Raw genomic sequence first — 25765 nt, 5'->3', positions numbered from 1 at the left:
TGTGTTCTTGTTGGTTTCTTCAACTATCATTTCGTAACGATTTTTATCAGCTCCGTCTAAGCCTCATGCCGTCGCCTGGTACGACCATGGTGCCGATGCCCGTGCTGGTGAACACCTCGTTCAGGATGGAATGAGGCTGGCGTCCGTCGATGATATGCGCCTGCGGCACGCCGCCGTCCAGCGCCCGCACACAGGCACGCATCTTGGGGACCATGCCGCTTTGCAGGCTCGGCAGCACCTTGCGCAACCGATCGACGCCAATGGAACTGATCAACGAGTTACGATCGGGCCAATCGGCATAAAGTCCGTCCACGTCGGTCAGAATCACCAGCTTGCGCGCGTGCAACGCAACGGCGAGCGCCGCCGCAGCGGAATCGGCATTGACGTTGAAGACCTCCGTCGGATCGTCGGCATTGGGGGCAATCGAGGAAACCACGGGAATCCTGTCCTGCGCAATGAGGCTTTCCACCGCCGAGGGATTGACTTCGGTGACTTCGCCCACCAACCCGATATCGGTTTCAACCCCGTCGATCACCGGACGATACCGTTTGGCCCCGAACAGCGACCCGTCTTCGCCGGAGAGACCCACGGCGTGCGGGCCGTGCGCGTTAATGAGCCCGATCAGCTCACGCGAGACGGAACCGGTGAGGATCATGCGCACCACCTTCATGATCTCCGGCGTCGTAACGCGCAGGCCTGCCTTGAATTCGGAATGGATGCCGAGGTCGCCCAGCATGCTTGAGATCTGCGGCCCGCCCCCGTGCACGACAATGGGATGCATACCGACCTGATGCAGAAAGACCACGTCCTGGGCGAAGCAGCGCTTCAGATGCTCGTCGATCATCGCGTTGCCACCGTATTTGACGACGATACGTTGGCCGGCGAATTCCTCGAGCCACGGCAGAGCCTCGATCAGCACCTCTGCCTTCTGTCCATCTTTCAGGTCATTGTGCACATCGAACGTATCCTCGTCCGCTTTCGTACCGTTGCCGACCGAATGAACCGGCTGCTCAGATTGTTCTGCTGCGTTTGTCGCCATTTGCGTTCCTTGTTCGAATTATTCGAATTGTTTGAATTGTCATCAAGTCTAAATAACTCATTATTAATATATGAGAAAGGCGGTGACCAAGTCCGTGAAACAAGTGTTTCAGGATTCATAATCAGCGTTGATGTGCACGTATTCGTGGGTCAGATCGTCGGTCCAAACCGTTGCGTTTTCGGCCCCGTTGTTGAGGTCGATATCGATATCGACTTGACGTGCGTCCATTTTGACCTGAGACCTGTCCACGCCGGCACCGCCATGCTCGCAGACGCGTACGCCGTTGATGTCGACGGTGACCGCCTGCGAATCGTAAGCGGCAACACCAACAGGCACCGTCCCGAGGGAACTGACGATACGCCCCCAGTTGGGGTCGTTGCCATAAATGGCGCATTTCAGGAGGTTCGAACCGGCGACCGCACGGGCACAGGCCAGCGCGGCATCCTCACTTTGCGCCCCGCTTACCGTCACCTTGATATCGTGGCTGGAACCTTCGCCGTCGCCGACGATCTGCCTGGCAAGGCTGGCGCAGGCCTGATGGATCAGATCCGCGAATTCGTCGGGATCGGGAGCGACCCCGGAAGCGCCCGAAGCGAGCAGCAACACCGTATCGTTGGTGGACATGCAGCCATCCACGTCGATGCGGTTGAACGATTTGTCGGCGGCACCGGCCAACACCGTCTGCAATTGCGCTGCGTCGACGGCGGCATCAGTGGTGATGACACACAGCATCGTCGCCAGCTGGGGTGCGATCATTCCCGAGCCTTTGACCATACCACCCACCCGGTAGCCGCTGCCTTCCAATTTGACGGTTTTCGGCTTCGTATCGGTGGTCATGATGGCCGTCGCCGCGTCGACACCGGCCTCAATACCATCGCTTAAGATTTCGTATGCCTTGCTGACCCCGGCCAACACCTTATCCAAAGGCAGCAATTCTCCGATCAATCCGGTCGAGCATACGGCGATGTCACCTACTGCGACATTTTGTTCACCGCCAATGACTTCAGCAACCTTGAGTGCGGTGGCCTCGCTCTGTTTCAGCCCTGCTTCCCCGGTGCAGGCGTTGGCACCGCCCGAATTGAGGACGACGGCCTTGATATGTCCATCGGAAACGGCCTTGCGTGACCATTGCACCGGAGCGGCGCAGAAACGGTTCGAGGTGAACACGCCGGCAGCGGCATCAAGCGGTCCATTGTTGACGACCAACGCCAAATCACTTTTTGCCTTGTTCGACGAAATATCGGCATTGACGCCGGCAGCCGAAAAGCCCTTTGCAAATGTCACGCTCATGGCGCCACTCCTATCGTTGTCAGTCCTTGGTCTTCGGGAAGACCGAGCGCGATGTTCAGCGATTGCACCGCCTGCCCGGCCGTTCCGCGATTGAGGTTGTCAATGGCGGCAAAGCCGTAGAGCCGCTTTGCGTTTCGGTCGACGGCAATCTGCACCTGCGCCTCGTTGCTTCCCAACACATTCGCCGTCGCCGGCATTTCGCCCGGATCGAGCAATTCGATGAATTCCTCGCCCTGATAGGCGTTGTTCCAAATCTGGCGAATTTGCTCGTCGCTCATCGCCTCGCCTTTGTCGCTGAGCCTGGCCGAGACGACAGCGAGAATTCCACGTGCCATCGGCACGAGTATCGGGGTGAACGCGACGTTGATACCGGAGGTACCGCCATCGGCAGAAGCCGAATCATCGCTCGCCGTATTGGCATCATTGAGATTCGTGGAAGCCGCATGAGTGAGATTCTGCACGATCTCGGGAATATGCCGATGTGTACCCCCCACCGAATACGGCGTCGCGGAACCAAGTGCCTCTGCGGCCAGCAGATTGGTGCGTTTGAGGTTTTTGCCGGCCCCGGAATAGCCCACCGCAAGATCGGCGACGATGTCATCGGTCTGCACCAATCCCTCGGCCAATGCGGGCTGGAAAGCCAATGTCACCGCCGTGACATTGCAGCCCGGTCCGGCGATGAACGGCGCATCCGGCAATTGTTGACGCTGATGGCGGTAATGACCTTCATCGTCCTTGCCGACGATCAATTCCGGCATGCCGTAGACCCAAGGTTCAAAGAAGTTCCCGCCATAGTATTGCGACCACGCCTCGCCTGATTCCAGACGATGGTCAGCACCCAAGTCGACGATGGCGTGTTTGGCATTGAGCTTTTGCGCCAACGCCCCCGACACCCCATGCGGCAACGCGAGAACGATGACGTCGTGGCCGTTGAGAACTTCAGGGCTTGTCGGTTCGATGACCATGTCTTTCAGCGCCGGAATATGGGGCATGTGCTTGCCGAGCCTGTCACCCGCCGACGAATCCCCTGTGACCGTCGTGACTTCGAATGCGGGATGCGCTGCCAGTATCCGCAGCATCTCGCCTCCGGCGTATCCGCTGGCACCCGCCACCGCCACCGTGTATGTGCTCATGGGCATCACCTTTCTTGAAGATGATGCTAACATTACATATATTCATTAATATGCATACTTATGCATCCAAATAGTGGACATATTTTCTGCGCTCGCAAGGTCGTTGTGCAAAGACACTAACCAATAGATGTCGGCGAAATCACGCTGATCGTCTTTTACAAGCAAAACAGCCTTCCATTCATCGTTGTGAGTGGAAGGCTGCTGATTGAATACCTATTTACATTTTGCAGTTGCAAACTTCAATATTCAAGTTTGCAAATACACCGTTATGCGTTCACCGAACCGTTTCCCCCACCAGAACCGGGCGCATATTGGTTCTGCAGCTGCTGCGTAAAATCGCTGACATTGATGCCCTTGGAAACCAGCCAAAGTTCGAACACCGTGGCAACGACACCAAGCACTGTGCAGATAGCAGCCACCCAAAAGCCTTTCATGTGGTACTTTTTGGTGCGCCACATCGAAACCGCTCCGGTGATAACAGGTAGGAACGTAATCGGCAGGAACAGGAGAATGACGGAGACGATGGCAAACGGATCCCAATGACCTTTAAGTGGGTTCTGGTTGGGATCATTCATGTCGATGCCGTCGCGCATATCGGGCTGATAGCCCGGCTCTCCGGGCATCATCTGACCGTTGTTGTAAGGCTGACCATAAGAATTATTCGGATTGCCGCCATAGCCTCCCGGCGTTTGATTGTATCCACCATAAGGCATGTTGCCTTGATTGTTCGGATTTCTCTGATAACCGTCACCCATATTGTTGCCAAATGGACCACCCATCTGTTGGTTGGGCATGCCATTGGGCGAGTTCACCGGTTGGTTCGTCTGATTCTGAGCGTTCTGGTTTGCAGGCCTGTCATCAGGCTTGCCATAGACATACGGGTTGTACTGAGGAGAGAACTGACTGGCCATGGCCCCGTATTCCGGAACCTTGACCTGACCATACTGAAGCTGCGAAGGCGAGGCGCCATTGGACGACGAAGTGTTGTCTGGAGCGGATGATTCTTGAGGGGCCTGCGAGGGTTCTGTCGGCGTTTGCCGAGAGTCTTGCCCTGCGGATGGAGCAGCATTGGGCGACGGATTCTGGCCTTCCGTACCGTTCTGGTCGAACGGGTTTTCAGATTCATTCATCATGCCACTCCAAAATCATGTAGATAATTTGCGGAGTCTGCGAACCTTTCGGTATGCAGACTCCGCATCGTTCAATTTCCAAGATGCCCTAAGACATACTCGTCAGGCGCGCAATTGTGCACCAATCGTTTCCGCTTTATCGACAATAGCCTTTCTGATGGCCTCCGTGTCGTCGCTGGTGAGTGTCTTATCCGGAGAGCGGAACGTGACAGAGTAAGCAAGGGACTTCTGATGCTCGCCCAGCTGGTCGCCGGAGAACACGTCGAAGAGCTCGATGGACTCCAGGTTATCGCTGGCAGCGTCCTCAATGAGCTGCTGCAATTGTGCCGCAGTGACTGTATCGGGGATCGTGAAAGCGAGATCCTGCTTGACCGGCGGGAAGGTCGAGATCGGCTTAGCCTGCACTGGCTTGCCGCTCAGCGTGGCGAAGAGGGCGGTTAGGTTCAGCTCGAACGCCGCTGAATGCTCTGGGAAGCCAAGCGCCGTGTTGACGTGCGGATGCAGCTCACCAACCATACCGACAAACGTGCCGCCGGCCATAACCTTGGCGGCACGTCCCGGATGCCATTGCATCGGAACATCCTGCGGTTCTGGCTGTACGATGGTGACATTGGCGCCAAGGCGATCGACTACACGGTTCATCGCTTCGATGGCATCGCTGTAGTCGACATTGCGGCTTTCGCCGAGCCAACCGGTTTCGACGGCCTTCCCGGTCAGGATCGCGGCGACATGCAGCGGTTGCTCAGGTAGTCCCGCATCAAGCGCCTTGAGGGCTTCATCACTCGGACGCTGACCACCAGGCAGAGCCGGGATGGCCGGAGCGTTCGGATCCCAAAGATAGACGTGACCAATCTCATACAACGAGATGTTCTCGAGACCACGACGAAGATTGCGCTGTACGGTCTGTGCGAGCGTAGGCAGGACTTCACGACGCAGGTACGGACGGTCGCCGGCCAACGGGTTGGCGACTTCGACACTTACCGGCTTGATCTCGTCGGAGTCGTAACCGAACGCCTTGAAATCGGCATCGCCGACGAACGGGTAGCTCAGCGTCTCCACCAAACCGTATTCGGCCAGTTCGTTGGCCACGTCACGCTGACGCTGCTGGTCGGGGGTCAGCCCGACTTCACCTTCAACGGGGGCCAGAGGCATGGTGACCGGAATCTCGTCGTACCCGACGAGACGCGCGATCTCTTCAACGAGATCGCAGGGCATGGTGAGGTCAGGACGCCAGGTCGGAGGAACCACGGAAATGTGACCCTCAGCCTTACCGTCGCTGACCTTGCAGCCGATGTCTTCCAGAATCTCACGGATACGCTTGTCGGTCGTATCAAGACCGGTGAGGCGCTTGGTCTCGGTGAGCTTGAAATCGATAGCCTCGCGCGGATGGGTGTTATTGACGTCAACCGGAGTGTCGGAAGGCTCACCATGGCCGTACTCGGCCATCAGGTCGGCGGCCATCTGCGCGGCGGCGGGCTGCAAATCGTAATCCACGCCACGCTCATAGCGCTTGGAAGCCTCGGACGGGGTCTTGTGACGACGTGCGGAACGGGCGATGGTCACCTGGTCGAAGTGAGCGGATTCCAAGAGAATATTTTTGGTATCGACCGTGACTTCGCCGTAAAGACCACCCATGACGCCGGCCAAGCCGAGGATACGGGAACCACGCGTGCCGTCAGGCGAATCGGTGATGAGCAGGTCCTCGACGCTCAGATCGTGCTTCTTGCCGTCGAGGGTCGTCAGGGTCTCACCTTTGTTGGCACGACGCACGACGATCGGCCCGCAGATCTTATCAAGGTCGTAGGCGTGCATCGGCTGGCCCAAGTCCATCATCACATAGTTGGTGACGTCCACAGCCAGCGAGATCGAACGCATGCCGGCGCGGATCAGGCGACGGCGCATCCAACTCGGCGTCTCGGCCGACGGGTCGAAGTTGCGCACGATACGGGCATAGTAGCGGTCGCATCCGGGCACGCCATGGATCGGGTTGTTGTCCTCGATCTCGACTTGAATATCGCCCTTGCCGTTTTCGGCGACCTTCGGGGTCTCGGCGTTCAGTGCATCGACCGGATCGGTGTACGGAGCACCAGTGGAATGATGATACTCACGTGCCACGCCGCGATAGGAAAGCGTATAACCGCGGTCAGGGGTGATGTTGATCTCCAGCACCGGCTGATCGAGATGCAGCAGATGCATCGCATCGTCGCCGGGCTTCAGCGCATCGGCCTCTTCCTTGCTGAATCCATAATGGTTCAGCAGAATGATGCCGCTGTGGTCGCTGCCCAGCCCTAGCTCGCGCTCGGAGGCGCACATGCCGTTGGAAATATGGCCGTAGGTCTTGCGCGGTTCGATCTTGAAATCGCCGGGCAATACCGCGCCCGGAAGGGTGACGACGACTTTTTCGCCGGCCGCCATGTTCGGCGCGCCACAGACGATGCCGCGTGGCACCTTGTTGCCGGTCTCGTCGGTGTCATTGTATTTGTCGCCGACGTCGACGTGGCACCAGTTGATGGTCTTGCCGTTCTTCTGTGGTTCCGGCGTGCAGTCGACCACATAGCCAACCACGATCGGCCCGGTGACCTGCGAGGAATGAATCTCCTCTTCCTCAAGGCCGACGTGAACCAGATCCTTGGCAAGCTGTTCGTATGTCAGACCGGCCGGAACCTCGACGTGTTCCTTGAGCCAGTCAATATCTACCATTGGCATTGTTGGTTCACTCCCCCATCACAAACTGTTTGCTGAAACGCACGTCGCCTTCGACGAGGTCGTGCATGTCGTTGATATCGTGGCGCAGCAGCAGTGTGCGCTCCATGCCCACGCCAAACGCGAAGCCGGTATAGACGTCCGGGTCGAGGCCGGCCGAACGTAGCACGTTCGGATTGACCATGCCGCAGCCGCCCCATTCGATCCAGCCAGGGCCGCCCTTCTTGTCGGGGAACCAGAGATCCAGCTCGGCGCTGGGCTCGGTGAACGGGAAGTAGCTCGGACGGAGTCTGCTCTTGGCCTCCGGCCCGAACATCGAGACGGCCAGCTTGTCGAGCACGCCCTTGAGATCACCCATCGTCAGGCCTTTATCAACGGCCAACGCTTCGCACTGGTGGAAGACAGGGGTATGGGTCGCATCGAGTTCGTCGGTACGGAACACGCGACCAGGAGACGCAATATACAGCGGCACACCACGGGTCAACAGCGCGCGGACCTGATCGGAGGAGGTCTGCGTACGCAGCACCATGTTGGAGCCCACGAATCCGGCGGCATCCTTGGCCTGGTTACCCTTGACATAGAAGGTGTCCTGCATCTGGCGGGCAGGGTGGTCGGGGCCGAAGTTCAGCGCGTCGAAGTCGTACCACTCGGTTTCCACTTCGGGGCCTGCGGAAATCTGCCAGCCCATGGAGATGAAGAGGTCTTCGACATCTTCCATCAGCTTGGGCAGTGGGTGGCGGGCGCCCAGCGGCTTACGATCGATCGGCAGCGTCATATCGACCGTTTCGGAGGCAAGCTGACGGGTCTCTTCCTGGGCCTTGACCTGTGCCTCCTTGAGCCCGTAGGCACGTCCGAAATCGGCACGCAGCTTGCCCATAAGCTGGCCGGCACCCTTCTTCTCGTCCTTTGGCAGCCCACCGATGGCACGGCTGGCCTGGGTCATCGCTGACTCAGCGCCGGCGTACTCCGTCTTTATGGCTTTAAGCTCCTCCATGGTGGAGGCACTCTTGATTTTCGAGATGCCCTCGGCGACCTCATCGGTCACTGCTCCGGCATCGAATGACGCACTCTGTGCCACGAGTACCCTTTCCTTCGATTTTCCAAACCTTGAAATGTCGTAGAAAACATGTGCAAAAGTCATGATTCCCAAGCATTTACAGCCTTTTCATTGTTTCAATATGACTCGACATAGCTCTAGGTCCGTTTGCGTGGATTATCGCGCCATATACAAACCCGTTTACTTGCGTTGCGCAGCGTCACATGCCATCGCCAGCGCGAACAGCATCACTGCGGTGCTGGTGGCAAGATTCAGCGATTCGGCCTTGCCATACAGCGGTATGGAGACGATGCGCTGCACACGTTCCAACACATCATCAGACAACCCGCGCGCCTCGTTGCCAAATAGGATCGCATAAAAATGTTGACCAGCTTGATTGACAGCATTGCCTCCGATCTGAATATTTCGAGCATTTTTAACATCAGACGATAATTCATGACTTTGATCATTCCGATAATCGGCATCGCCGCTTTGCGACTCACCGAACTCGGTCACCACGTCAATCAACGATTCCGGTTTTATTTTTTCGGTTCCATAGACATCCGCCGCCATCACTTCGCGATCCTGTGCTTGCGCCCATGCAAAGAACTCCTCGGTGCTCATCGTGACCACCGGCAAATGGAACAGCGATCCAGCCGTGGAGCGGATGACTTTCGGGTTGAACCGGTCAACGCAATCATCCACAAAAATCACGGCCCGGCACCCGGCGGCATCGGCCGAACGAATCACTGTTCCAGCATTCCCAGGGTCACGTATCTGCCAGAATGCGGCCACGGTATCACCGGACGTAATGGAATATAATTCATTGCCCTCTGATTGAGAAGCTTCACGTACGTTATCGTCCGTTCCAACATCACCTTTTACTTCAGTACCTCGAGTGGCGACATTGTGGACGACTTTCTTTTTTTGTGCCTCATCAACCAGCCCGCGTTCAAAGTCCTGAACCATCCGCTTTTGCATGGTTTCAAGATTGCCAACCGCAACAATGCCTTGTGCGACCGCACTCATGCGGTGCATCACATCATCGGTAACCTGATGAATATAGAGCCCTTGCCCGTCGGCTTCACGCGCAATGTCATCGACCACTGACGAAAGCAGCCCAGACTGTCGTTCGTCCATCTGGACATAGCAGTCCTCGACAACTTCCGGCATCCAGCGAACCATTTCACGAACGGATTGCGGCCCCTCGATAAGGAACTTGCCGGACTTTTTGCGGCCTCTGGTCTTCTCCAATTCGGCCACACGCCGCACGCGTTCGGATTTTGGATTGTCGATGATGTGCTGATTAAAAGGCATGGCTCATACTTTACGCGATATCGTTACCATTTTCCGGACAGATATTTGCCAAGGAAACTATAAGCGTCATACAGAAAACTATCATGACGATTCTAAAATAGTGCACGGTTTTACCGCAACACCGCTCACCCACCGAAGAAGGCAAAGGTGCCGCATAGGGCGGAAACCACCAGGGAAAGGACGGGAATCAGCAGGCATACCGCCAAAAACGCCCAATCACGGGTGTGCACGCGGCTGACTCTTGCATGCGTTCTCGGTAGATCCGATCCAAAACCGCGGGCTTCCATCGCCGTGGCGAGCATCGTGGAGCGACGGATGGACAGGACCAGCAGCGCGAAAGTCTGCGGGAAGAAGGCCTTAAACTTGTTTTCGTCGCCAAGACCGCGGGAACGACGCGAGGCGGTGAGTGCAGCCCAATCATCGCGCAACACCGAAAAGAGGCGCATTCCGGCAAGGCCACCATAGACAAAGCGGTCGGGAAGATGAAGAATCTGGCTGAAGGAATCGGCCAGATCGGTGGCATCGATGCCGATGACCGCGATGATGGCAGGGACACCGATGGCCAGCACGCGCAAGGCCGTCGCCAGTGCAAGTATCAAAGAGCGATCGGTAATGGTCATCAAGCCCCAGTGCCACCAAAGGGTGCCGCCCTCCTTGCCGTAGAGCACCACGGCCAAGGCCGACCCGGGAGCTCCGATGAACACCGGCCATGTGGACTTGACCACGCGCCAAGGCGATATGCCCAACAACGCCAGCAACAGAAATTCCACAGCCAACGCGACACCGGCGGACACCCAATCGAGGCTCAGCAACATCGGCAGGGCCACCAGAAGTCCACCGATAAAACGGAACGAGGGATTGAGTGTCGCCAAAAACGGTGATGCGCTCGACAAATGCTCCGCTTCCTGACGATCATTGATGGCGCTGACCTCAACGATCTGTCGTTCGCTTTGCCGTTCGGCTTGTCGCGTTTTCGCTACTTCACCGACAGGTCGACTGCTGTGGCGCTTCGAGTCACCGGAGCCATTGTTTCCAATCAACTCGCGATTTTCGCGGCCAGCGTCCTCGGAACCGGCATCGGCACGAAACTCGATGACTCGGGCATCCAATGCCCGCACCAGATCACGATCGTGGGTCACTACGATGATGCAGATACCCTCGTCACGCAATTTGGCGATAAGGTCGACCATTTCGCGCCAAGTGGTGCGGTCCTGCCCGAATGTGGGTTCATCGAGGATGAGCACATGCGGAGCCGATGCCAAGGCCGAGGCGACGGTCAACCGGCGCTTCTCCCCGCCGGAAAGCGTGTAGGGATTGGCCTCGGCATATCGTTCAAGGCTAAAACGCCGGAGCAACGAGATTGCGGCGGACTTGGCCTCTTCTTCCGGTGTACCGGACCGGATCGGCCCGAGCATCACTTCTTCGAGCACCGTACCACGGGCGAACTGATGTTCGGGATTTTGGAAAACGTAGGATATACGGCTGGCCAACTGAGAGGATTTCCAAGTAATTGGAGCAGTCCCTTTAACGCCTTTTGCCAAAGGGCCGCGAGCGACGACCTCACCGGAAACCGGTTCAAGCAATCCTGCCAACGTCAGAGAAAGTGTGGATTTCCCTGCCCCGTTGCGTCCGACCAGCGCAACCACCTCACCGCTGCTGAAATCAAGATTGATGTCCTCGGCGATGGCCTTGCCTGCCCGGCCGATGGACAGATGACGGGTGGAAAGAACGGCCTCCTTCCTGACCTCGCCCAAATCCTGCATTGTTTTGTCCTGAGCAGGCGCACGACTTGGCAATTCACGGTGCCGGTACCGTCTGGGAATCCAAATGCCGAGCTCATCGAAGTCAATGGTCTTATCCCCGAAAACCTTATCGGGCGTCCCATCGGCCTCCACCCTGGCGGCGGAAGTATCACCGTTTTTGCCAAGCAGCACGACGCGGTCGATCAAATCAATCCATTCGTCGACCCGGTGCTCCACCAACACCATCGTCGAATGGTTCCTGTCAACTACCCTTTTGACCGCGCCCACAATCTGGGAAACGCCTTCCGGGTCAAGGTTCGCCGTGGGCTCGTCAAGCAACAACACGCCGGGATTCATTGCGAGCGCACCGGCCAACGCCAGCCGCTGCAACTGTCCACCGCTCAAGTGCGTCACCATGCGATGCAACTGCAGACCGCCGAGGCCGACCTCGTCCAAAGCCTTACGAACGCACGGCCATATCAACTCCGGCGACATCGCCATGTTTTCCGGGCCGAACGCCACATTGTCACCCAACCGTTCGAAAACAGCCTGGGCGTCCGGATCCTGCAATACAAGTCCGACCTTGCCGCGCGCCTGGGTGACGGGGATGCCGCCAATCAGAATCCGACCGACGCTCACACCCCCGTCCTCGTCTTCATAGGCCGTATTATCCTGGCCCGCTTGAGAGTCGGAACCGGCAAACCCACCACCGATCAGCCCCGCCGTAGCCTCAAGCAACGTCGACTTGCCGATTCCAGAAGCACCCAGAAGCAATACACGTTCACCGGCCTTGATATCAAGGTTAAGATCGGTGACCGTAAACTCGCTGCGCGAGGCATGACGGTATCCCCAATATTCGAAACGCACGGATTGCGGCAGATTGTCGTCGGCCTGCCCGACTTGCGCCGTGAGTTCCTCGGTGTCTGTGGGTGTTATGGCCTGCATTCGACTTCCTATATCGTCATGAACGGTATTTTGCAAAACTCTCTATAGCCTACGCCTTGCTGGTATGCCCGGAAGCGAATTTGTCAAGTGCACCGGTTTTGGCGATAGCCAGATAGAGCAGCCACATCAGCCAACCTGCGATGACGATTCCGGAGATGACGGTAGTCGTGAAATAAACAGGGCCGTATGCCGCGGTGGACTTCATCGCCACCAGTTTTTTGACGAAGCTATAGGCCCAGCAACCCACGCCGGAAAAGGCTCCGGCGAGCATGGTCACCCAGACATTCCATTTGCGGTAGCGGAATGCCGCGAACACCAGTTCGGCGAGCAGACCCTGAATCAGAGCAATAAGTACGGTCTCGACGCCACCCCACTGGTTGCCGAACAGCGCTTCAAGGATGGCGGCCACGATTTCCGCGAAGACGGCCGCACCCGGCTTACGCACGATAATGGAGGCAAGCGGGCCGGCGAACAGCCAGAAGCCGTTGAGGATTCCGGCCAGGCCTGGAAGAATGGCGTCGATCAGCGGCCATGGGGCTGCGGTGAGTACGGCAGCAAGCCAGTAAATCAGGGAGCTGGCGACGCCAATCGCCGCCGCGACGACGATATCGACGACACGCCACTTGAGGTCCTGAACAACTGGTTGTGTCGGAGATGATGTTGATGACATGATTTGTGCCTTTCCGTTGTGCACACCGCCTATCGGCGTGCATTGCAAGGCACGGGAAAGAGAGACGTCCGTGCGCCGGCATTGTCCGGACTCACGTTCATTCGGTCGAGGAAAATCCTCATCTCAGCCATCTGCCAGCTTGCGCCGGCAGACAGCCCCCGTGTCAATTCGCCATCCTAGAGCAATCCCCTGTCAAACAACCAGACGTGAGTCGTGCGGGGCTGGGGGCATGTAACGCTTCGGCACCCTTACCGGCTGAGCCGTTAAGCAGGAAGCCCAGTGGGCTTCCTGTAGGCGAAGTGAGCGCGATGTATCGAGCGCGAAGGCAAAATCTTTGATTTTGCATAGGCCAAGCTTTACGCCTCAGCATCACATGCCCCAGCCCCGCACTAATGCACAGAGGAATTTGACTGACAGATACTTGCGGGAGGTGGCTCACAAGCGAATAATTATCTTGTATAAGAAGTTTCATAAAACTACCTTGCAATTGTTTCGCATATGCATCAAAATCTGTGGCATATGGCAGATATTCGCTTTTTAATGACACCGACCCTGATTCTTTTATCATTTAGAGATTGCAACAGTAAGTTGCCTTTAGCATTAGTGGCGGCACGGGATATGCGATGGTCGGGCGTAAGACACGGCCGAGCGGCCAAGGAGCGTCCCGAACATTGTATATCCCGCGCCGCCACGACTAACGTCTTGGGACGAAAGAGTTACCGGTTACTTTGCGAGTTTGTTGAGGATCAGAGCCTCGGTGATTACGTTGTTCTTGAGACTCGTCAGGTCGATCGACTCGTTGGGGCTGTGGGCGTTGCCCTTCGGGTCTTCGGGACCGGTGACCAGGACCTGCGCCTTGGGGAAAATGCGCTGCAATTCGGGGATGAACGGGATCGACCCACCTTCGCCCTTGTTGATCGGATCGACCCCGAACGCCTCGCGCATCGATTCCATCGCGTCCTTCGTGGCTTCTGCGTTCGGATCCATGCTCCAACCCATTCCTGCGTCAACCATGGAAACCGAGACTTCAGCGCCGAACGGGGCATGGGAAGTCAGGAAATCGGTGACGGCCTTCGCCGCGTCTTCGGGGCGCTGGTTCGGCGCGGTACGGATGGAAAGGCGGAAGCGGGTCTCGTTGGCGATGACGTTGAACGAACCGTCCACCGGATGGGCGTCGAAGCCGATGACGGAGATGCTCGGTTTGGTCCACAGGCGTGAGGCCAAAGAGCCGGAGCCTGCGAAACGATAGGAATCCACGACCGAGGAATCGGCGCGAAGCGTGGCCTCGTCCAGATCGCGCTGAAGTCCGCCGACCGGATCTCCCCCTTCAAGGCCAGGTATGGCAAGCGAGCCGTCTTCGGCATACATCGAGGCAATCAGCATGCTCGACAGCGTGTTGGTGTCGAGAATCGGACCGCCGAACTGTCCGGAGTGCACCGGATGCTCCAGCGCCTTCACCGTGACGTCCAGATCGGTATTGCCGCGAAGGCTGGTGGTGAGGCTCGGGATTTCGGCGCTCCAGTTGCCGGAATCGGCCACGATGATGACATCGGAATCGAATTCGTCCTGGTGGGCCTCGATGAAGGGGATGAAGCTCGGCGAGCCCATCTCCTCCTCGCCTTCGATGAATACCTTGATATTGACTTTGAGATTGTCGCCAAGCGCATGCAACGCACCGGAATGAATTGCAATGCCGCCGCCATCGTCCGTGGCACCGCGGCCGTAAAGACGGCCGTCGACCTCGGTGGCCACGAACGGATCGGTGTCCCACGCCGAGGCATCCGGCACCGGCTGGACGTCATGATGCGCGTACAACAGCACGGTCGGTGCATTCGGGTCGACAATCTTCGAACCGACGACCTCGAAAGCGCCGTCAGTACCATCAGGATTCTTGGATTGCACCACTTTCGCATCCACACCACGTTCCTTCAGCTCGTCGGCCACGAATTGCGCAGAACGCCGCATGTGCTCCGCTGTGATGCCTTCGGCGGAAACCGATTTCAGCGCGACCTTCTTGCTCAGCAAATCGACGATCCGCTCAAAATCGGCGTCGACCCGCGAACGTATTTCCTCTTTGCTCAATTCAGCCATGTCATGCTCCTTGTCAAACCTGATCATTCACCTCTGATAATCACACAGACCCAAGAAAACGCCGAAAATCCGCTGAAAACGCTTCAGTTCCATTCCGATAGAGGGTGTTGGCAGCGTCGAGGCTTTCCCTTATTCTCAAAGAATGACATGGAATCCCTTTAACAAGGACAAAGATAAGGAAACGGCGCAGAAAACCGCCGATTCCAAAGCGGAAGCACCGCAGGAACAAGAAAGCAAGGGCCATCCTACACCCAAGCGCAAAGTCGCTGAGGAACGCAACCTTCATCCTATCGTTCCCAAGAATCGCAAAGCCGACCGCAAGGCCGCCAAGGAACGCATCAAGAAAAAGGAAGACGAGCAGTATGACGCCATGCGCACCGGCGACGTGGCGCATATGCCGCGTCTTGAACGCGACCCCGCGCATATCTATGTGCGTGATTACGTGGATGCACGATTCAACCTCGCCGAATATTTCATCCCGGTCATCTTCGGCATCATGATCATTTCCATGTTCATCGCCATCAAGTGGCCGAATTTGTATACCCCAATACTTGCCCTTACCTACATCTACCTGATCGTCGCGATCATCGACATCTTCATCATGTGGCACAAGCTCAAGAAAAAGCTCATCGAAAAATTCGGCGAGAAATCGGTGGCCAAAGGCTCGCGTATGTGCTCCTATGCCTGGAGCCGCGCCCTGCAGCTACGTCGTTGGCGTGTTCCCAAGCCGACTTCGAAGAAACGCGGCAACTGGCCGAAGTAGCACGGCTGACAGCTTTGAGCAGATGATGCCTTCGCATACATTCATGGAACGTGTGCGAGGGCATTTTCATAGTTGTGGCATTCCCACTAACGACCACAAGTATCCGTGCCATAGGCGAGTTCTGAAATAAGAAAACGGTTTTCCACATCTTAAAGCCCTTATTCTTAAGCCTGGGCCGGGCAATCATTCGACGCTCTCCTCTGGCTGATGGCATCGTTTATTATTGTGGTTAACCAAATCTTGGAGTAACCATGCAGAATACACATTTCGACATCGTCGTCATCGGCGGTGGCCCCGGCGGGTATGCCACAGCGTTACGTGCCGCCCAACTTGGACTTTCGGTCGCCTTGGTCAATCGCGAGGACGTAATCGGGGGAACCTGCCTCAACCGCGGGTGCATCCCGTCAAAAGCACTGATCACCGCCACCCGTACGATCCACAATGTCAGCGATGCCGCGCGCATGGGCATCGATGCAAGAACCGAGCGCATCGACTTCGCAAGACTGAAGGCCTTCAAAGACCAATCCGTCCGTTCGATGACCGATGGTCTTGCATCTCTGCTTTCCGCCAGAAAGGTAACGGTCATCCACGGGGAAGCCTCGATTGTCGCACCGCACCATATCCGCATAGAACTCGCCAAAACGGATAATCACAAATCAAGGATTGGGAAAGACGACGTTGGCCCAAAACCTGCAACCGCGCAATCCCATTGCCAGACCGGCAACGAAAGAGTCGGCGAATCAACCACCGAAATCACTGCCCAAAACATCGTAGTGGCCACAGGTTCGCGCCCCCGACCGTTACCCGGCTATCCTTTCGAAGGCTCCCTGATCGATTCCACCCAGGCCCTCGACCTCCCGCAATTTCCGAAATCAGCCATCGTCATCGGCGCGGGTGCGGTTGCGGTGGAATTCGCGTCGATGTGGAACGCCGCGGGTGTGGACGTGACCCTGCTGATTCGCCGTGAACGTGTACTCTCGCACATGCACCGGCGCACCTCCATGGCGTTGACCCGGACCTTGGCAAAAAACGGCGTGCATGTCGTTGCCCATAGCGAGGTCATCGATATCGACAACGGCCGATCTTCGGCTATTGCAGGCTCAACCGTGCGCTATCGAACCGACAAGGACAAGGAACCGCAAAAAATCGAAGCCGACGTGGTGCTGGCCGCGATCGGACGCGATCCGAATACCGACGCCGATTGGTTCGCAGCCAACGGCATCGGATTGGACGAGAACGGTCTGGTGGCCACCGATGCTTTCGGCCGCACCGGACAGCCGGGAATCTGGGCACTCGGAGACATCACGGTCGGGCCGGCGCTCGCCTACCGGGCTTTCGAACAGGGCATGGTCATCGCCGAATCCATAGCCGGGTTGACCCCCAAACCCGTCGACAACAGTACGGTTCCAGAAGTCGTGTTTTCCACTCCGGAATTCGCCAGTGTCGGGCTGACCCTCGACCAAGCCAAGACGAACCCGGATATCCTCGATCCGGGGGAGTCCGCCTATCCGATGATGGGCAACGCCCGCGTTCTGATGAGCGGTGAGGCCGCATCCATGTCGGTGGTGACCGGAGCGTATGCCGACAAGCCGGATACGCAGGTGGTACTCGGCGTGCATATGCTCGCCCCGGATGCTGGCGACCTGATCGCCGAGGCCGAAGAACTGGTCGGCAACCGCATTCCCCTTTCCGATGCAGCCCGACTCGTACACCCTCACCCTACGTTCAGTGAGGCATTCGGAGAGGCCCTGCTCAAGGCCGACGGCAGGCCATTGCATACGCGATAATGTTGCAGGTCAATGACATATTTTTTGCCAGCATCCAAATGGTGCTGACATCTCGCGTCTGAACCACTCCCTAAAATCGGGATTTAGTCTGTTACATGTTCGAAAACAAGTGAGGAAGTCGATGGCCACAGAGAAAAAGGCAAAGAAAGACAAGAAAAAGGGTCCAAAAGTCATCAAGCAGATCATCCAGATCTACAAGTACACCCATGAGGAAGACAAGACCTTGCCATGGTTGCTGCTTGGCGTTTTCCTGTTGCCTGTCGTCATCGGTATCGTGGCCGGCATATTCCTGCATTGGGGTTGGCTGTCATGGATCCTGATGATGATCATGGTGGTGATGCTCGGTGTGCTGTTCTTCACAATGACACTCACCAACCGTGCCGACAAGGTCGGCTATGCCAAACTCGATGGCAAGCCTGGCGCCGCAATCAGCGTGCTGAGCAACATCAACAAGGCTGGATACAGCTTCCCGCAAACCCCGGTGTGGATCGACCCGCGAACCAAGGAAGCCATCTGGCGCGGCACAGGCTATAACGGCATCTACCTGCTCGCCGAGGGCAGTAAAAACCGCACGAAACGTCCTCTTCAGCGTCAGGAACAGGCCATCAAAGGCATCACCGCAGGCAGCGACATCCCGGTCTACCGCATTTCGGTAGGCACGGAGGAAGGCCAGGTACGTCTAAAGGATCTGCGCAAAACCGTGCTGAAATGCAAGAGCTATGAGCCGACCGACTACAAGTTCTCCATTATCAGGAAGATCCATCCCAGGCGTCGTTTCCTGCTGACCAAAGAAGAACTTGACACCCTGAATGACCGTCTACGCACCCTTCAGAACAAGCGTGGCCTCGGCATCCCCAAAGGCGTTGACCCGATGCGTCCGCAGCACATCAGCCAACGGGCCATGCGCGGCCGGTGACCTCCTTCCTCTCGTGACCAAATTGCGAGAGGATTTTTCATATACGGTTTCCTCTTTAAATCAACGAATTTCAATGAAAAATCCCCGTCCGAAACATATTCGTAACCCAATACGCGACCTCTGGAAACTCGTTACCTTACACTTGAACATTGTTAGCACAACGAAAGGAGCGGTCCATTGACTGCACTCGAAACGAAGGAAGACCTCGAAGCCCTCATCAACACGGAAGGTGTGGAATACATCTCCGTGCGCTTCACCGATCTGCTGGGTGGCCAGCAGCACTTCACCGTACCGGCGAGTGAATTCCTGAAAGACGCATTCACCGACGGCGAGCCGTTCGACGGATCCTCCATCCGCGGCTTCCAGGCCATCGAAAACTCCGACATGAAGCTGGTTCCGGATGTTTCCACGGCTTTCCTTGACCCGTTCCGCAAGCACAAGACGCTCGTTGTCTCACATTCCGTGGTCGATCCGATCACCATGGAGCCGTATTCGCGCGATCCGCGCCAAGTCGCCTCCAAGGCCGAAGCCTACATCAAGTCGACCGGCGTGGCCGACACCGCCTGCTTCGCTCCCGAAGCCGAATTCTTCCTCTTCGACAGCGTGCGCTACGAGAACACGATGCAGCGTTCCTTCTACGAAGTCGATTCCATCGAGGCACCATGGAACACCGGTGCCGAAGTGGAGGCCGACGGTTCAGCCAATGTCGGCTTCAAAAACCGCGTCAAGGGCGGCTACTTCCCGCCGGCTCCGCAAGACCACAACCAGGACCTGCGCGACGACATGGTCGCCAACCTGCAGAAGGTCGGACTGATCCTTGAGCGCAGCCACCACGAAGTCGGCGGCGCAGGCCAGCAGGAGATCAACTACCGCTTCAACACGCTGACGCACGCCGGCGACGACCTGCAGAAGTACAAGTACGTCGTGCACGAGACCGCCTTCGAGGCGGGCAAGGCCGTCACCTTCATGCCCAAGCCCATCGCTGGCGACAACGGCACCGGCATGCACTGCCACCAGTCGCTGTGGAAGGACGGCAAGCCGCTCTTCTACGACGAGAACGGCTACGGCGGCCTTTCCGACATCGCCCGCTGGTACATCGGCGGCCTGATCAAGCACGCCTCCTCGGTGCTCGCCTTCACCAACCCGTCGCTCAACTCATACAAGCGCCTGGTGCCCGGCTACGAAGCCCCGACGAACCTCGTCTACTCGGCCCGCAACCGTTCGGCCGCCATCCGCATCCCGTTCGCTGGCACCGCTCCCGCGGCCAAGCGCATCGAGTTCCGTGTCCCCGATCCCTCCTGCAACCCGTTCCTCGCCTTCTCGGCCCAGCTGATGGCCGGCATGGACGGCGTATTGAACCACATCGAGCCTCCGGCCCCTGTCGACAAGGACATCTATGAGCTGCCGCCGGAAGAGCTGGACAACATGAAGCACGTCCCCGCCTCGCTTGGCGAAGCGATGGACGCCCTCGAGGAAGACAACGATTTCCTGACCGCCGGCGACGTCTTCACCACCGACCTTCTGGAGACCTGGGTCGCCTTGAAGCGCGAGGAGATTGACCAGCAGCGCTTGGCCCCGACTCCGCTCGAGTACGAGCTCTACTTCAACTGCTGAGCCGGTTCATCGCTCATCATTAAAATGTCTGCCACTTCACCGAGGTGGCAGACATTTTATTGTTTGTTCTTTTCAACGAATCAATAATATGAATGGATAGAAGGCATTTTATGGCATCAAGAAGCTAAAATCCCCTCTGTTTTTTGTTTCGTTGATTACCGCACATCACACGATGCATGACTGTACAAGGGCGGTTTGTCCAGTCATGTATTGCATCAATGAGAAACTATTCTGATTCCATTTCGGTAAGTCCCGCAGCAGCGAAAGCCCGGGCGTAAATCGAGCGAATAGCGTCCTGCTTGCGCTGGTTATACTCAGATACCAAGCCTCCCTCAGCAGTTGTATATTTTGCGGCTTCCTGCTTTACCGCAATGTACAAGTTCCGGTCCTCTGGATTGTGACGCAACCAGTTGCGAAATATGAGATGCCGCACAGCCTCGGGTGATCCAACCGACCATACGTGCAGGTTGCAGGCCGGATCGTCGCCGCGGAACATACGATGCCCATACCACCAAGGCTCACGAATTATCAAATGGAATCCCAGCTTCTCGAGTGCAGGAGCGTACGCTTGCTCCTCTGCTGAATCGGCGACGGTGACATCAATGTCGATCACAGGTTTCGCGGCCAGTCCCGGTACCGACGTGGAACCGATATGTTCGACGGACAGTGCACCGAAGCCAAGCGATTCGACAATTTCCTCACGCAACCGTTCAAAGACCGTCGACCACGCTGCATCGTAAGGGACGACGGCAATATCACGCCGTGGCTCTACCCCACCGACAAACGGGGATTCGCCCGGAGGGGTAGGTGCATCATCAAACGTCACAATGGCTTTGCGAAATGCCGCCGAATTCCATCGCCCGCCCGTAACGGGATTGTCATCACTATCTCTCATATCTGTCACCAGCAGTCTCTCCCAATTGCAATTGGATTAATTCACAAGTCCTCATAATAATCGACACAATAAAGCGCACTATTGCTTTCAGAATGTTCTGAAATATGGATACTTACTTGTCTGTATTCAATGAACAAAGATTTAAGGCAGCAAAAATGTAAATTGCTTAGGTATTATCGCATCAATTGGGTTGCCAAATCATTGAAGGACTTGGCAACCGGTGTCGATGCGAGGGAACCATCGGGATTCAGGACGGCAGGTCGGCCGGAATCATCGATTTCTCGGATTTCAGGCTGCAAAGGAAGCTGGGTCAGGAGCGGGACATCGTAGCCAAGGGCTTCCGTCAATTGATCGGAAACACGCTGGCCGCCACCTTCGCCGAAGATATGCAGACGCTCGCCCTTATAGTCGAAATAGCTCATGTTCTCCACCACGCCGCGCACTTTCATCGGCACCTGCAGGGCGACAAGGCCGGAGCGTACGGCCACGTCGGAGGCGCTGGGCTGCGGGGTGGTAACAACCACCAGCTCGGCGTTGGGCAGGGTCTGGGCCACGGAAATGGCCATATCGCCGGTACCAGGCGCAAGGTCAAGCAGGAGGACGTCGGGACTTCCCCACCATACGTCAGCGAGGAATTGTTCAAGCGAGCGCTGCAGACGCGGACCACGCCAAAGAATCGCACGGTCAGCCCCGGCGAACATGCCAATGGAAATCATCTTGACACCCCAGGCAACCACCGGCATTAGCATACCGTTCAAGTCGGTCGGACGAGAATGCACGCCGAACAGGGACGGCAGCGAGAACCCGTAAATATCGGCATCGATAGCCGCAGTGTCATAGCCCAACGCCGAGAACGTGGCCGCGAGATTGGCGGTGACCGAGGATTTGCCCACGCCACCTTTACCGGAGGCGATGGCGAAGATACGGGTTTTCGTCCCAGGTTTGTTGAACGGGTTCTGACGACGTTCTGCCTTTAGCTCGTTGACCAGGTTGCCCAGCTTTTCACGGCTCATTGCACTGATTTCGATTTTCGGCGTAAGTTTTGCGTCGGGATAGGCGAGCACAGCTTGCGTAATACGTTCACTGATGGTTTTGGAAAGCGGGCAACCAGGCACCGTCAGCTCGACATGAACGATGACATCGTAGGCGTTGTCGCCATCATCGTTTTTTGATACCTCAACCGCAGGAACCATCCCCAAATCGGTGACAGAACGACCCAATTCAGGGTCGATGACATGACTCAAACGTTCGTAGACCTGCTGTTCGATCCGTTGTTCAATCGTGTCGTTCTGCGTCATCGTACCTTCCTTTTTCACTTGCCTCCCACTGTATCGTTTCCGACGAAGGCTCGCCAGTGTTTTTACGTATTACCTAATGCTGAAATGGCTAGTCGACTAGATCACGGTAGAGGCCAAACATGGTAAGGACTAAACCGCAATCAGGACCAACGCTTTTGGGACACATAATCCACCGATTCCACCTGCCAATGAGTGTGCACAATCAATGCGCGACTATGACATCGCTTCACACGTTATGCCATTGACGCCAACGACACGATTGCCGATTGAGTGTTCCGCCATGCTCAACGTTTCGTAGCATTCAATGTTCTGTAGATTTCGGCGTTTCATAATGTTCAACGTTCCGTGACTTTCAGCGTTCAGTAACATTCAGCTCTTGTCTCCCGGTTCGCCGGTTTCCAGCAACCTCTTGAACTGATCTTCGTCAAGCATCGGAACGCCGAGTTCCTCGGCCTTGGCCTCTTTGGAGCCGGCATTGGCACCGACGACGACGTAATCGGTTTTCTTGCTCACCGAACCTGCTGCCTTGCCACCGCGTTCGACGATTGCTTCTTTGGCGGATTCTCGGCTGAAGCCTTCCAACGAGCCAGTGACGACCACGGTCTTTCCGACCAACGTCTGCGGCAGCGTGTTTTTCTCCACGCTTTGCCCGACTCCTGCGGCTTTCCACGCCTTGAGAATCTTGCCACGCCAATCCCCCGGCTTGCGGGCGTTGGAGAACCATGAGACCACGGATTCGGCGATTTCCTGACCGATGCCGTCGATGGCGACCAGATCATCCACGTTCGCGTCGGCGATGGCATCTAGCGAACCAAAACGGTTGGCGATCAAGCGAGCGGTAGGCGGGCCAAGACGACGAATCGAAAGAGCCACCAACACCCGCCAGAGGTCGGCTTGCTTAGCCTTGTCGATTTCCTCGAGCATCTTTTTGGTATTCTCCCCCGGACGCACATAGACCGGCTGCTCACTGATGCCATCGCGCGTCTTGCGACGATTCGTGGCAATGACCACGGCATCGGAAGGGACATCATAGCCTGGGTAACTAGGCTGATGGAGTTGAGCTGACGAAGAAACTTGCACTGATGCATGGTCTTGAGCCTGAGCAGAAACATCTTGAACACCGGCGCCTTGTGTCTGGCCTCCGTTTTGAACGGAAGTCTCTTCACTACCGAAAGCATGCGCCTGATCCTCGATCCGGTTGGATTCTTCACCGGTGTCATCAACTAAGGTCTGGCTTCCAGCAGCAACCCGCGAACTTAAGGCTTTCCCCTTCTTAGCCTCAATAGGAGCCGTCCAGAAAGCCGGGACACGATGCCAGAGACCGGAACCACCGCGGTTCTTGCGACGCTTGTGCTTACGTCCCTCTTCGTCGATATGTTCGCTGACCTCGATAATGGCGGATTCTCTCCAGACTTCGACATCCTTCAGATCGTCGGCATTCAGCGTAAAGACATCCGCCTCGCTGGTGAGCACAGGATCCTGTTTCGCAGGCAACTGCAGCCCCGCAACCGGTTCATACGGCTCAGGCTCTTCGCCCGGCTCAACCTCGATATCACGCAGGTCCGGCGCGTATGTCGCCACTGATTCCGGCCTGTTCTCCTCAGGGTTGGTCAGGGCGATAGCGCTCTGCTCCCCCAAATGCTCGATATCCAACGCTTTGCGACTGGCTAGGTTCATGACTCGTTGGGTGAACTGCGCCGGGCAACTTTCCACATTCGGACAGCGAATATCCTTGTCGCCTTCTTTAGCGGGAGCAAGTTTGGTGCCGCAGGACGGGCAATATTCCGGCATGACGAATTCGCGCAACTCATTTTCATGGCCTTTACGCCGTTCCAATACGGGCCCCACGATCTCAGGGATGACATCCCCGGCTTTGCGCACCACGACAGTGTCGCCGATCATCACGTTCTTGTGCTTGACTTCGGAAGGGTTGTGCAAGGTCGCCGCCGCAACCGTGGAACCGGCGACATAGACCGGCTGCAACACAGCCACAGGCGTGACACGCCCCGTACGCCCGACCTGAACGATGATGTTGAGCAGTTTGGTGTTGACTTCCTCAGGCGGGTATTTGTAGGCGATGGCCCAGCGCGGGGCTCGCGAAGTGGCACCGAGGCGGCGTTGCAACGCCAGATCGTCGACCTTGACCACGATGCCGTCGAGCGCATGCTCGATGTCGCCGCGGTGTTCGCCGTAGTAGTCGATCATGTCGAGAATCTGGTCAAAGCTCGTAATCTCACGATTGTGCGGGGAAACAGGAATCCCCCACTTCTTGTACAAGTCATAAGCCTCGGACTGGTCGTCAACAGCGTCATGGCCAACGTTCACACTGCCGGGCGCCCATTGCAAAAGGCCTAGGCCGTGTGCGTAGAAACTCAGATGGCGGGAGGCGGTAATCCGCGGATCCTTCTGACGAAGCGACCCTGCGGCAGCGTTGCGAGGATTGGCAAATGGCGCTTTGCCGTCATTCTCATTCACCTTGTTGAGTTCATGGAAATCATCCCAACGCATGAAGACCTCGCCGCGAATCTCGACAAATCTCGGAATGTCTTCGGGCGAACCCTTGAGATTCTGCGGAATCGAGGCAATGGTGCGCACGTTGGTGGTGATATCTTCGCCGGTCGTGCCGTCGCCGCGGGTGAGTCCTTGTTCCAGTACACCGTCGCGGTAGAGCAAATCAAGCGCCAGTCCATCGATCTTGACCTCGCAGGTCATCGGCAAAAGCTTGCCGTCCGGCCATTCAAGCGCCTTCAAAACGCCGTCATACCATTCCCTGAGCTCCGCGATGGAAAATACATCGTCCAGACTCAGCATCTTGGAGGGGAGCACCACATCGGGGAATTCGTTGGAGAATGTGCCACCGACGCGATGCGTGGGCGACTGGGGGTTGTCAAGCGCCGGGAAATCAGCCTCAAGCGCCTGCAAACACCGTAAAAATGTATCGTAGGCGGCATCCGAGGAAACCGGCTCGGAATCGATGTAGTAGGCGATCTGATCGCTTTCTACCCATGCAGCCACCCGCGCCCAAAGCCTTGCCGCAGCCTCGCTGGTGAGTTTTGAGACATCAAGTTTTCCAAGCCGTTCGGCATCGGCGTCGGTGTGCTGCAACGCGGCAATCCACTCCAGAGAACCGGAGGCGTATCGGGCGGCGCCGGTATTCTCGGCAGCGTCGGTTCTGCCACTTTGAAAATCCCAAGCCAGCTGATCACCTTGCGCCGTTGCGTTCGCCTTGCCCTGTGCGGTTTTCGGTTTCGTCGACTTGACCATGTCACCCATCCAATCCATCTGCGGAACCCAATAGTATTACATTATGGGCCATGCATCGTTCTTTCCCGATTGTACGGTCATGCGAGGAAAGAGGAACAAAAGACCGATTCTTTAAGACAGGACAGCACGGCG

The 25765-nt window shown here is 56.8% G+C and carries 17 protein-coding genes and 1 riboswitch; of the genes, 4 read left to right on the top strand and 13 right to left on the bottom strand.

The features are described from left to right. Positions 1–46: 46 nt before the first annotated feature. The 10 genes from argB to PT275_RS02300 form a co-directional block, all read right to left on the bottom strand. Positions 47–1039 carry an acetylglutamate kinase gene (gene argB / locus PT275_RS02345; RefSeq protein WP_280924662.1) on the bottom strand — a complete coding sequence of 331 codons (993 nt, stop codon included), beginning with the start codon at positions 1037–1039 and terminating at the stop codon, positions 47–49. 108 nt (positions 1040–1147) lie between these two features. Next, positions 1148–2329, bottom strand: a complete 1182-nt coding sequence (gene argJ, locus PT275_RS02340) for a bifunctional glutamate N-acetyltransferase/amino-acid acetyltransferase ArgJ (RefSeq protein ID WP_277151989.1) — start codon at positions 2327–2329, stop codon at positions 1148–1150. Next, positions 2326–3462 (bottom strand): N-acetyl-gamma-glutamyl-phosphate reductase, encoded by a 1137-nt coding sequence (gene argC, locus PT275_RS02335; RefSeq protein ID WP_277151987.1) that lies wholly within the window; start codon positions 3460–3462, stop codon positions 2326–2328. The genes argJ and argC overlap by 4 nt, the downstream gene beginning before the upstream one ends. Positions 3463–3728: 266 nt before the next feature. Continuing rightward, a complete protein-coding gene (locus PT275_RS02330) occupies positions 3729–4595 on the bottom strand; it encodes a hypothetical protein (protein ID WP_277151985.1) in 867 nt (288 codons plus the stop codon). 99 nt (positions 4596–4694) lie between these two features. Next, positions 4695–7298, bottom strand: a complete 2604-nt coding sequence (gene pheT / locus PT275_RS02325) for a phenylalanine--tRNA ligase subunit beta (RefSeq protein ID WP_277151983.1) — start codon at positions 7296–7298, stop codon at positions 4695–4697. A gap of 7 nt (positions 7299–7305) precedes the next feature. Beyond that, positions 7306–8373 (bottom strand): phenylalanine--tRNA ligase subunit alpha, encoded by a 1068-nt coding sequence (gene pheS / locus PT275_RS02320; RefSeq protein WP_277151981.1) that lies wholly within the window; start codon positions 8371–8373, stop codon positions 7306–7308. 159 nt (positions 8374–8532) lie between these two features. Continuing rightward, the gene (locus tag PT275_RS02315; protein ID WP_277151979.1) at positions 8533–9504 is read right to left on the bottom strand and encodes an RNA methyltransferase; all 972 of its coding nucleotides are present in this window, start codon (positions 9502–9504) and stop codon (positions 8533–8535) included. 269 nt (positions 9505–9773) lie between these two features. Next, positions 9774–12335 (bottom strand): ATP-binding cassette domain-containing protein, encoded by a 2562-nt coding sequence (locus PT275_RS02310; RefSeq protein WP_277151976.1) that lies wholly within the window; start codon positions 12333–12335, stop codon positions 9774–9776. A 49-nt stretch (positions 12336–12384) separates the two neighbouring features. Beyond that, complete coding sequence (locus PT275_RS02305; RefSeq protein ID WP_277151974.1) at positions 12385–13005, bottom strand: ECF transporter S component; 621 nt, start codon at positions 13003–13005, stop codon at positions 12385–12387. Between the two features lie 49 nt (positions 13006–13054). After that, positions 13055–13177, bottom strand: a riboswitch (TPP riboswitch). A 551-nt stretch (positions 13178–13728) separates the two neighbouring features. Then, complete coding sequence (locus PT275_RS02300; protein ID WP_277151972.1) at positions 13729–15096, bottom strand: dipeptidase; 1368 nt, start codon at positions 15094–15096, stop codon at positions 13729–13731. Positions 15097–15238: 142 nt separating this feature from the next. Here PT275_RS02300 and PT275_RS02295 point away from each other — a divergent pair, with 142 nt between their 5' ends. From PT275_RS02295 to glnA, 4 genes are all read left to right on the top strand, one after another. Next, entirely contained in the window at positions 15239–15859 is a 621-nt protein-coding gene (locus PT275_RS02295) for a DUF3043 domain-containing protein (RefSeq protein WP_277151970.1), read from the top strand. Between the two features lie 251 nt (positions 15860–16110). Continuing rightward, positions 16111–17646, top strand: a complete 1536-nt coding sequence (locus PT275_RS02290) for an FAD-dependent oxidoreductase (RefSeq protein WP_277151968.1) — start codon at positions 16111–16113, stop codon at positions 17644–17646. A gap of 121 nt (positions 17647–17767) precedes the next feature. Further along, the gene (locus tag PT275_RS02285) at positions 17768–18562 is read left to right on the top strand and encodes a DUF4191 domain-containing protein (RefSeq protein WP_277151966.1); all 795 of its coding nucleotides are present in this window, start codon (positions 17768–17770) and stop codon (positions 18560–18562) included. Positions 18563–18739: 177 nt separating this feature from the next. Continuing rightward, positions 18740–20176 (top strand): type I glutamate--ammonia ligase, encoded by a 1437-nt coding sequence (glnA, locus tag PT275_RS02280; RefSeq protein ID WP_277151964.1) that lies wholly within the window; start codon positions 18740–18742, stop codon positions 20174–20176. A 226-nt stretch (positions 20177–20402) separates the two neighbouring features. Here glnA and PT275_RS02275 read toward each other — a convergent pair whose 3' ends face one another. The 3 genes from PT275_RS02275 to ligA all read right to left on the bottom strand — a co-directional run bounded on the left by PT275_RS02275 (position 20403) and on the right by ligA (position 25633). Then, positions 20403–21071 (bottom strand): GrpB family protein, encoded by a 669-nt coding sequence (locus PT275_RS02275; RefSeq protein WP_277151961.1) that lies wholly within the window; start codon positions 21069–21071, stop codon positions 20403–20405. A gap of 173 nt (positions 21072–21244) precedes the next feature. Beyond that, complete coding sequence (locus PT275_RS02270; protein ID WP_277151959.1) at positions 21245–22369, bottom strand: Mrp/NBP35 family ATP-binding protein; 1125 nt, start codon at positions 22367–22369, stop codon at positions 21245–21247. A 369-nt stretch (positions 22370–22738) separates the two neighbouring features. After that, entirely contained in the window at positions 22739–25633 is a 2895-nt protein-coding gene (ligA, locus tag PT275_RS02265) for an NAD-dependent DNA ligase LigA (RefSeq protein WP_277153624.1), read from the bottom strand. Between the last annotated feature and the right edge of the window lie 132 nt (positions 25634–25765).

Origin of the sequence: Bifidobacterium sp. ESL0745 (genome assembly GCF_029433335.1) — a bacterium.
Lineage (GTDB): Bacteria > Actinomycetota > Actinomycetes > Actinomycetales > Bifidobacteriaceae > Bifidobacterium.
Note: the sequence above shows the minus strand (reverse complement) of the source record. Positions and strands in the feature narration are given on the sequence as shown.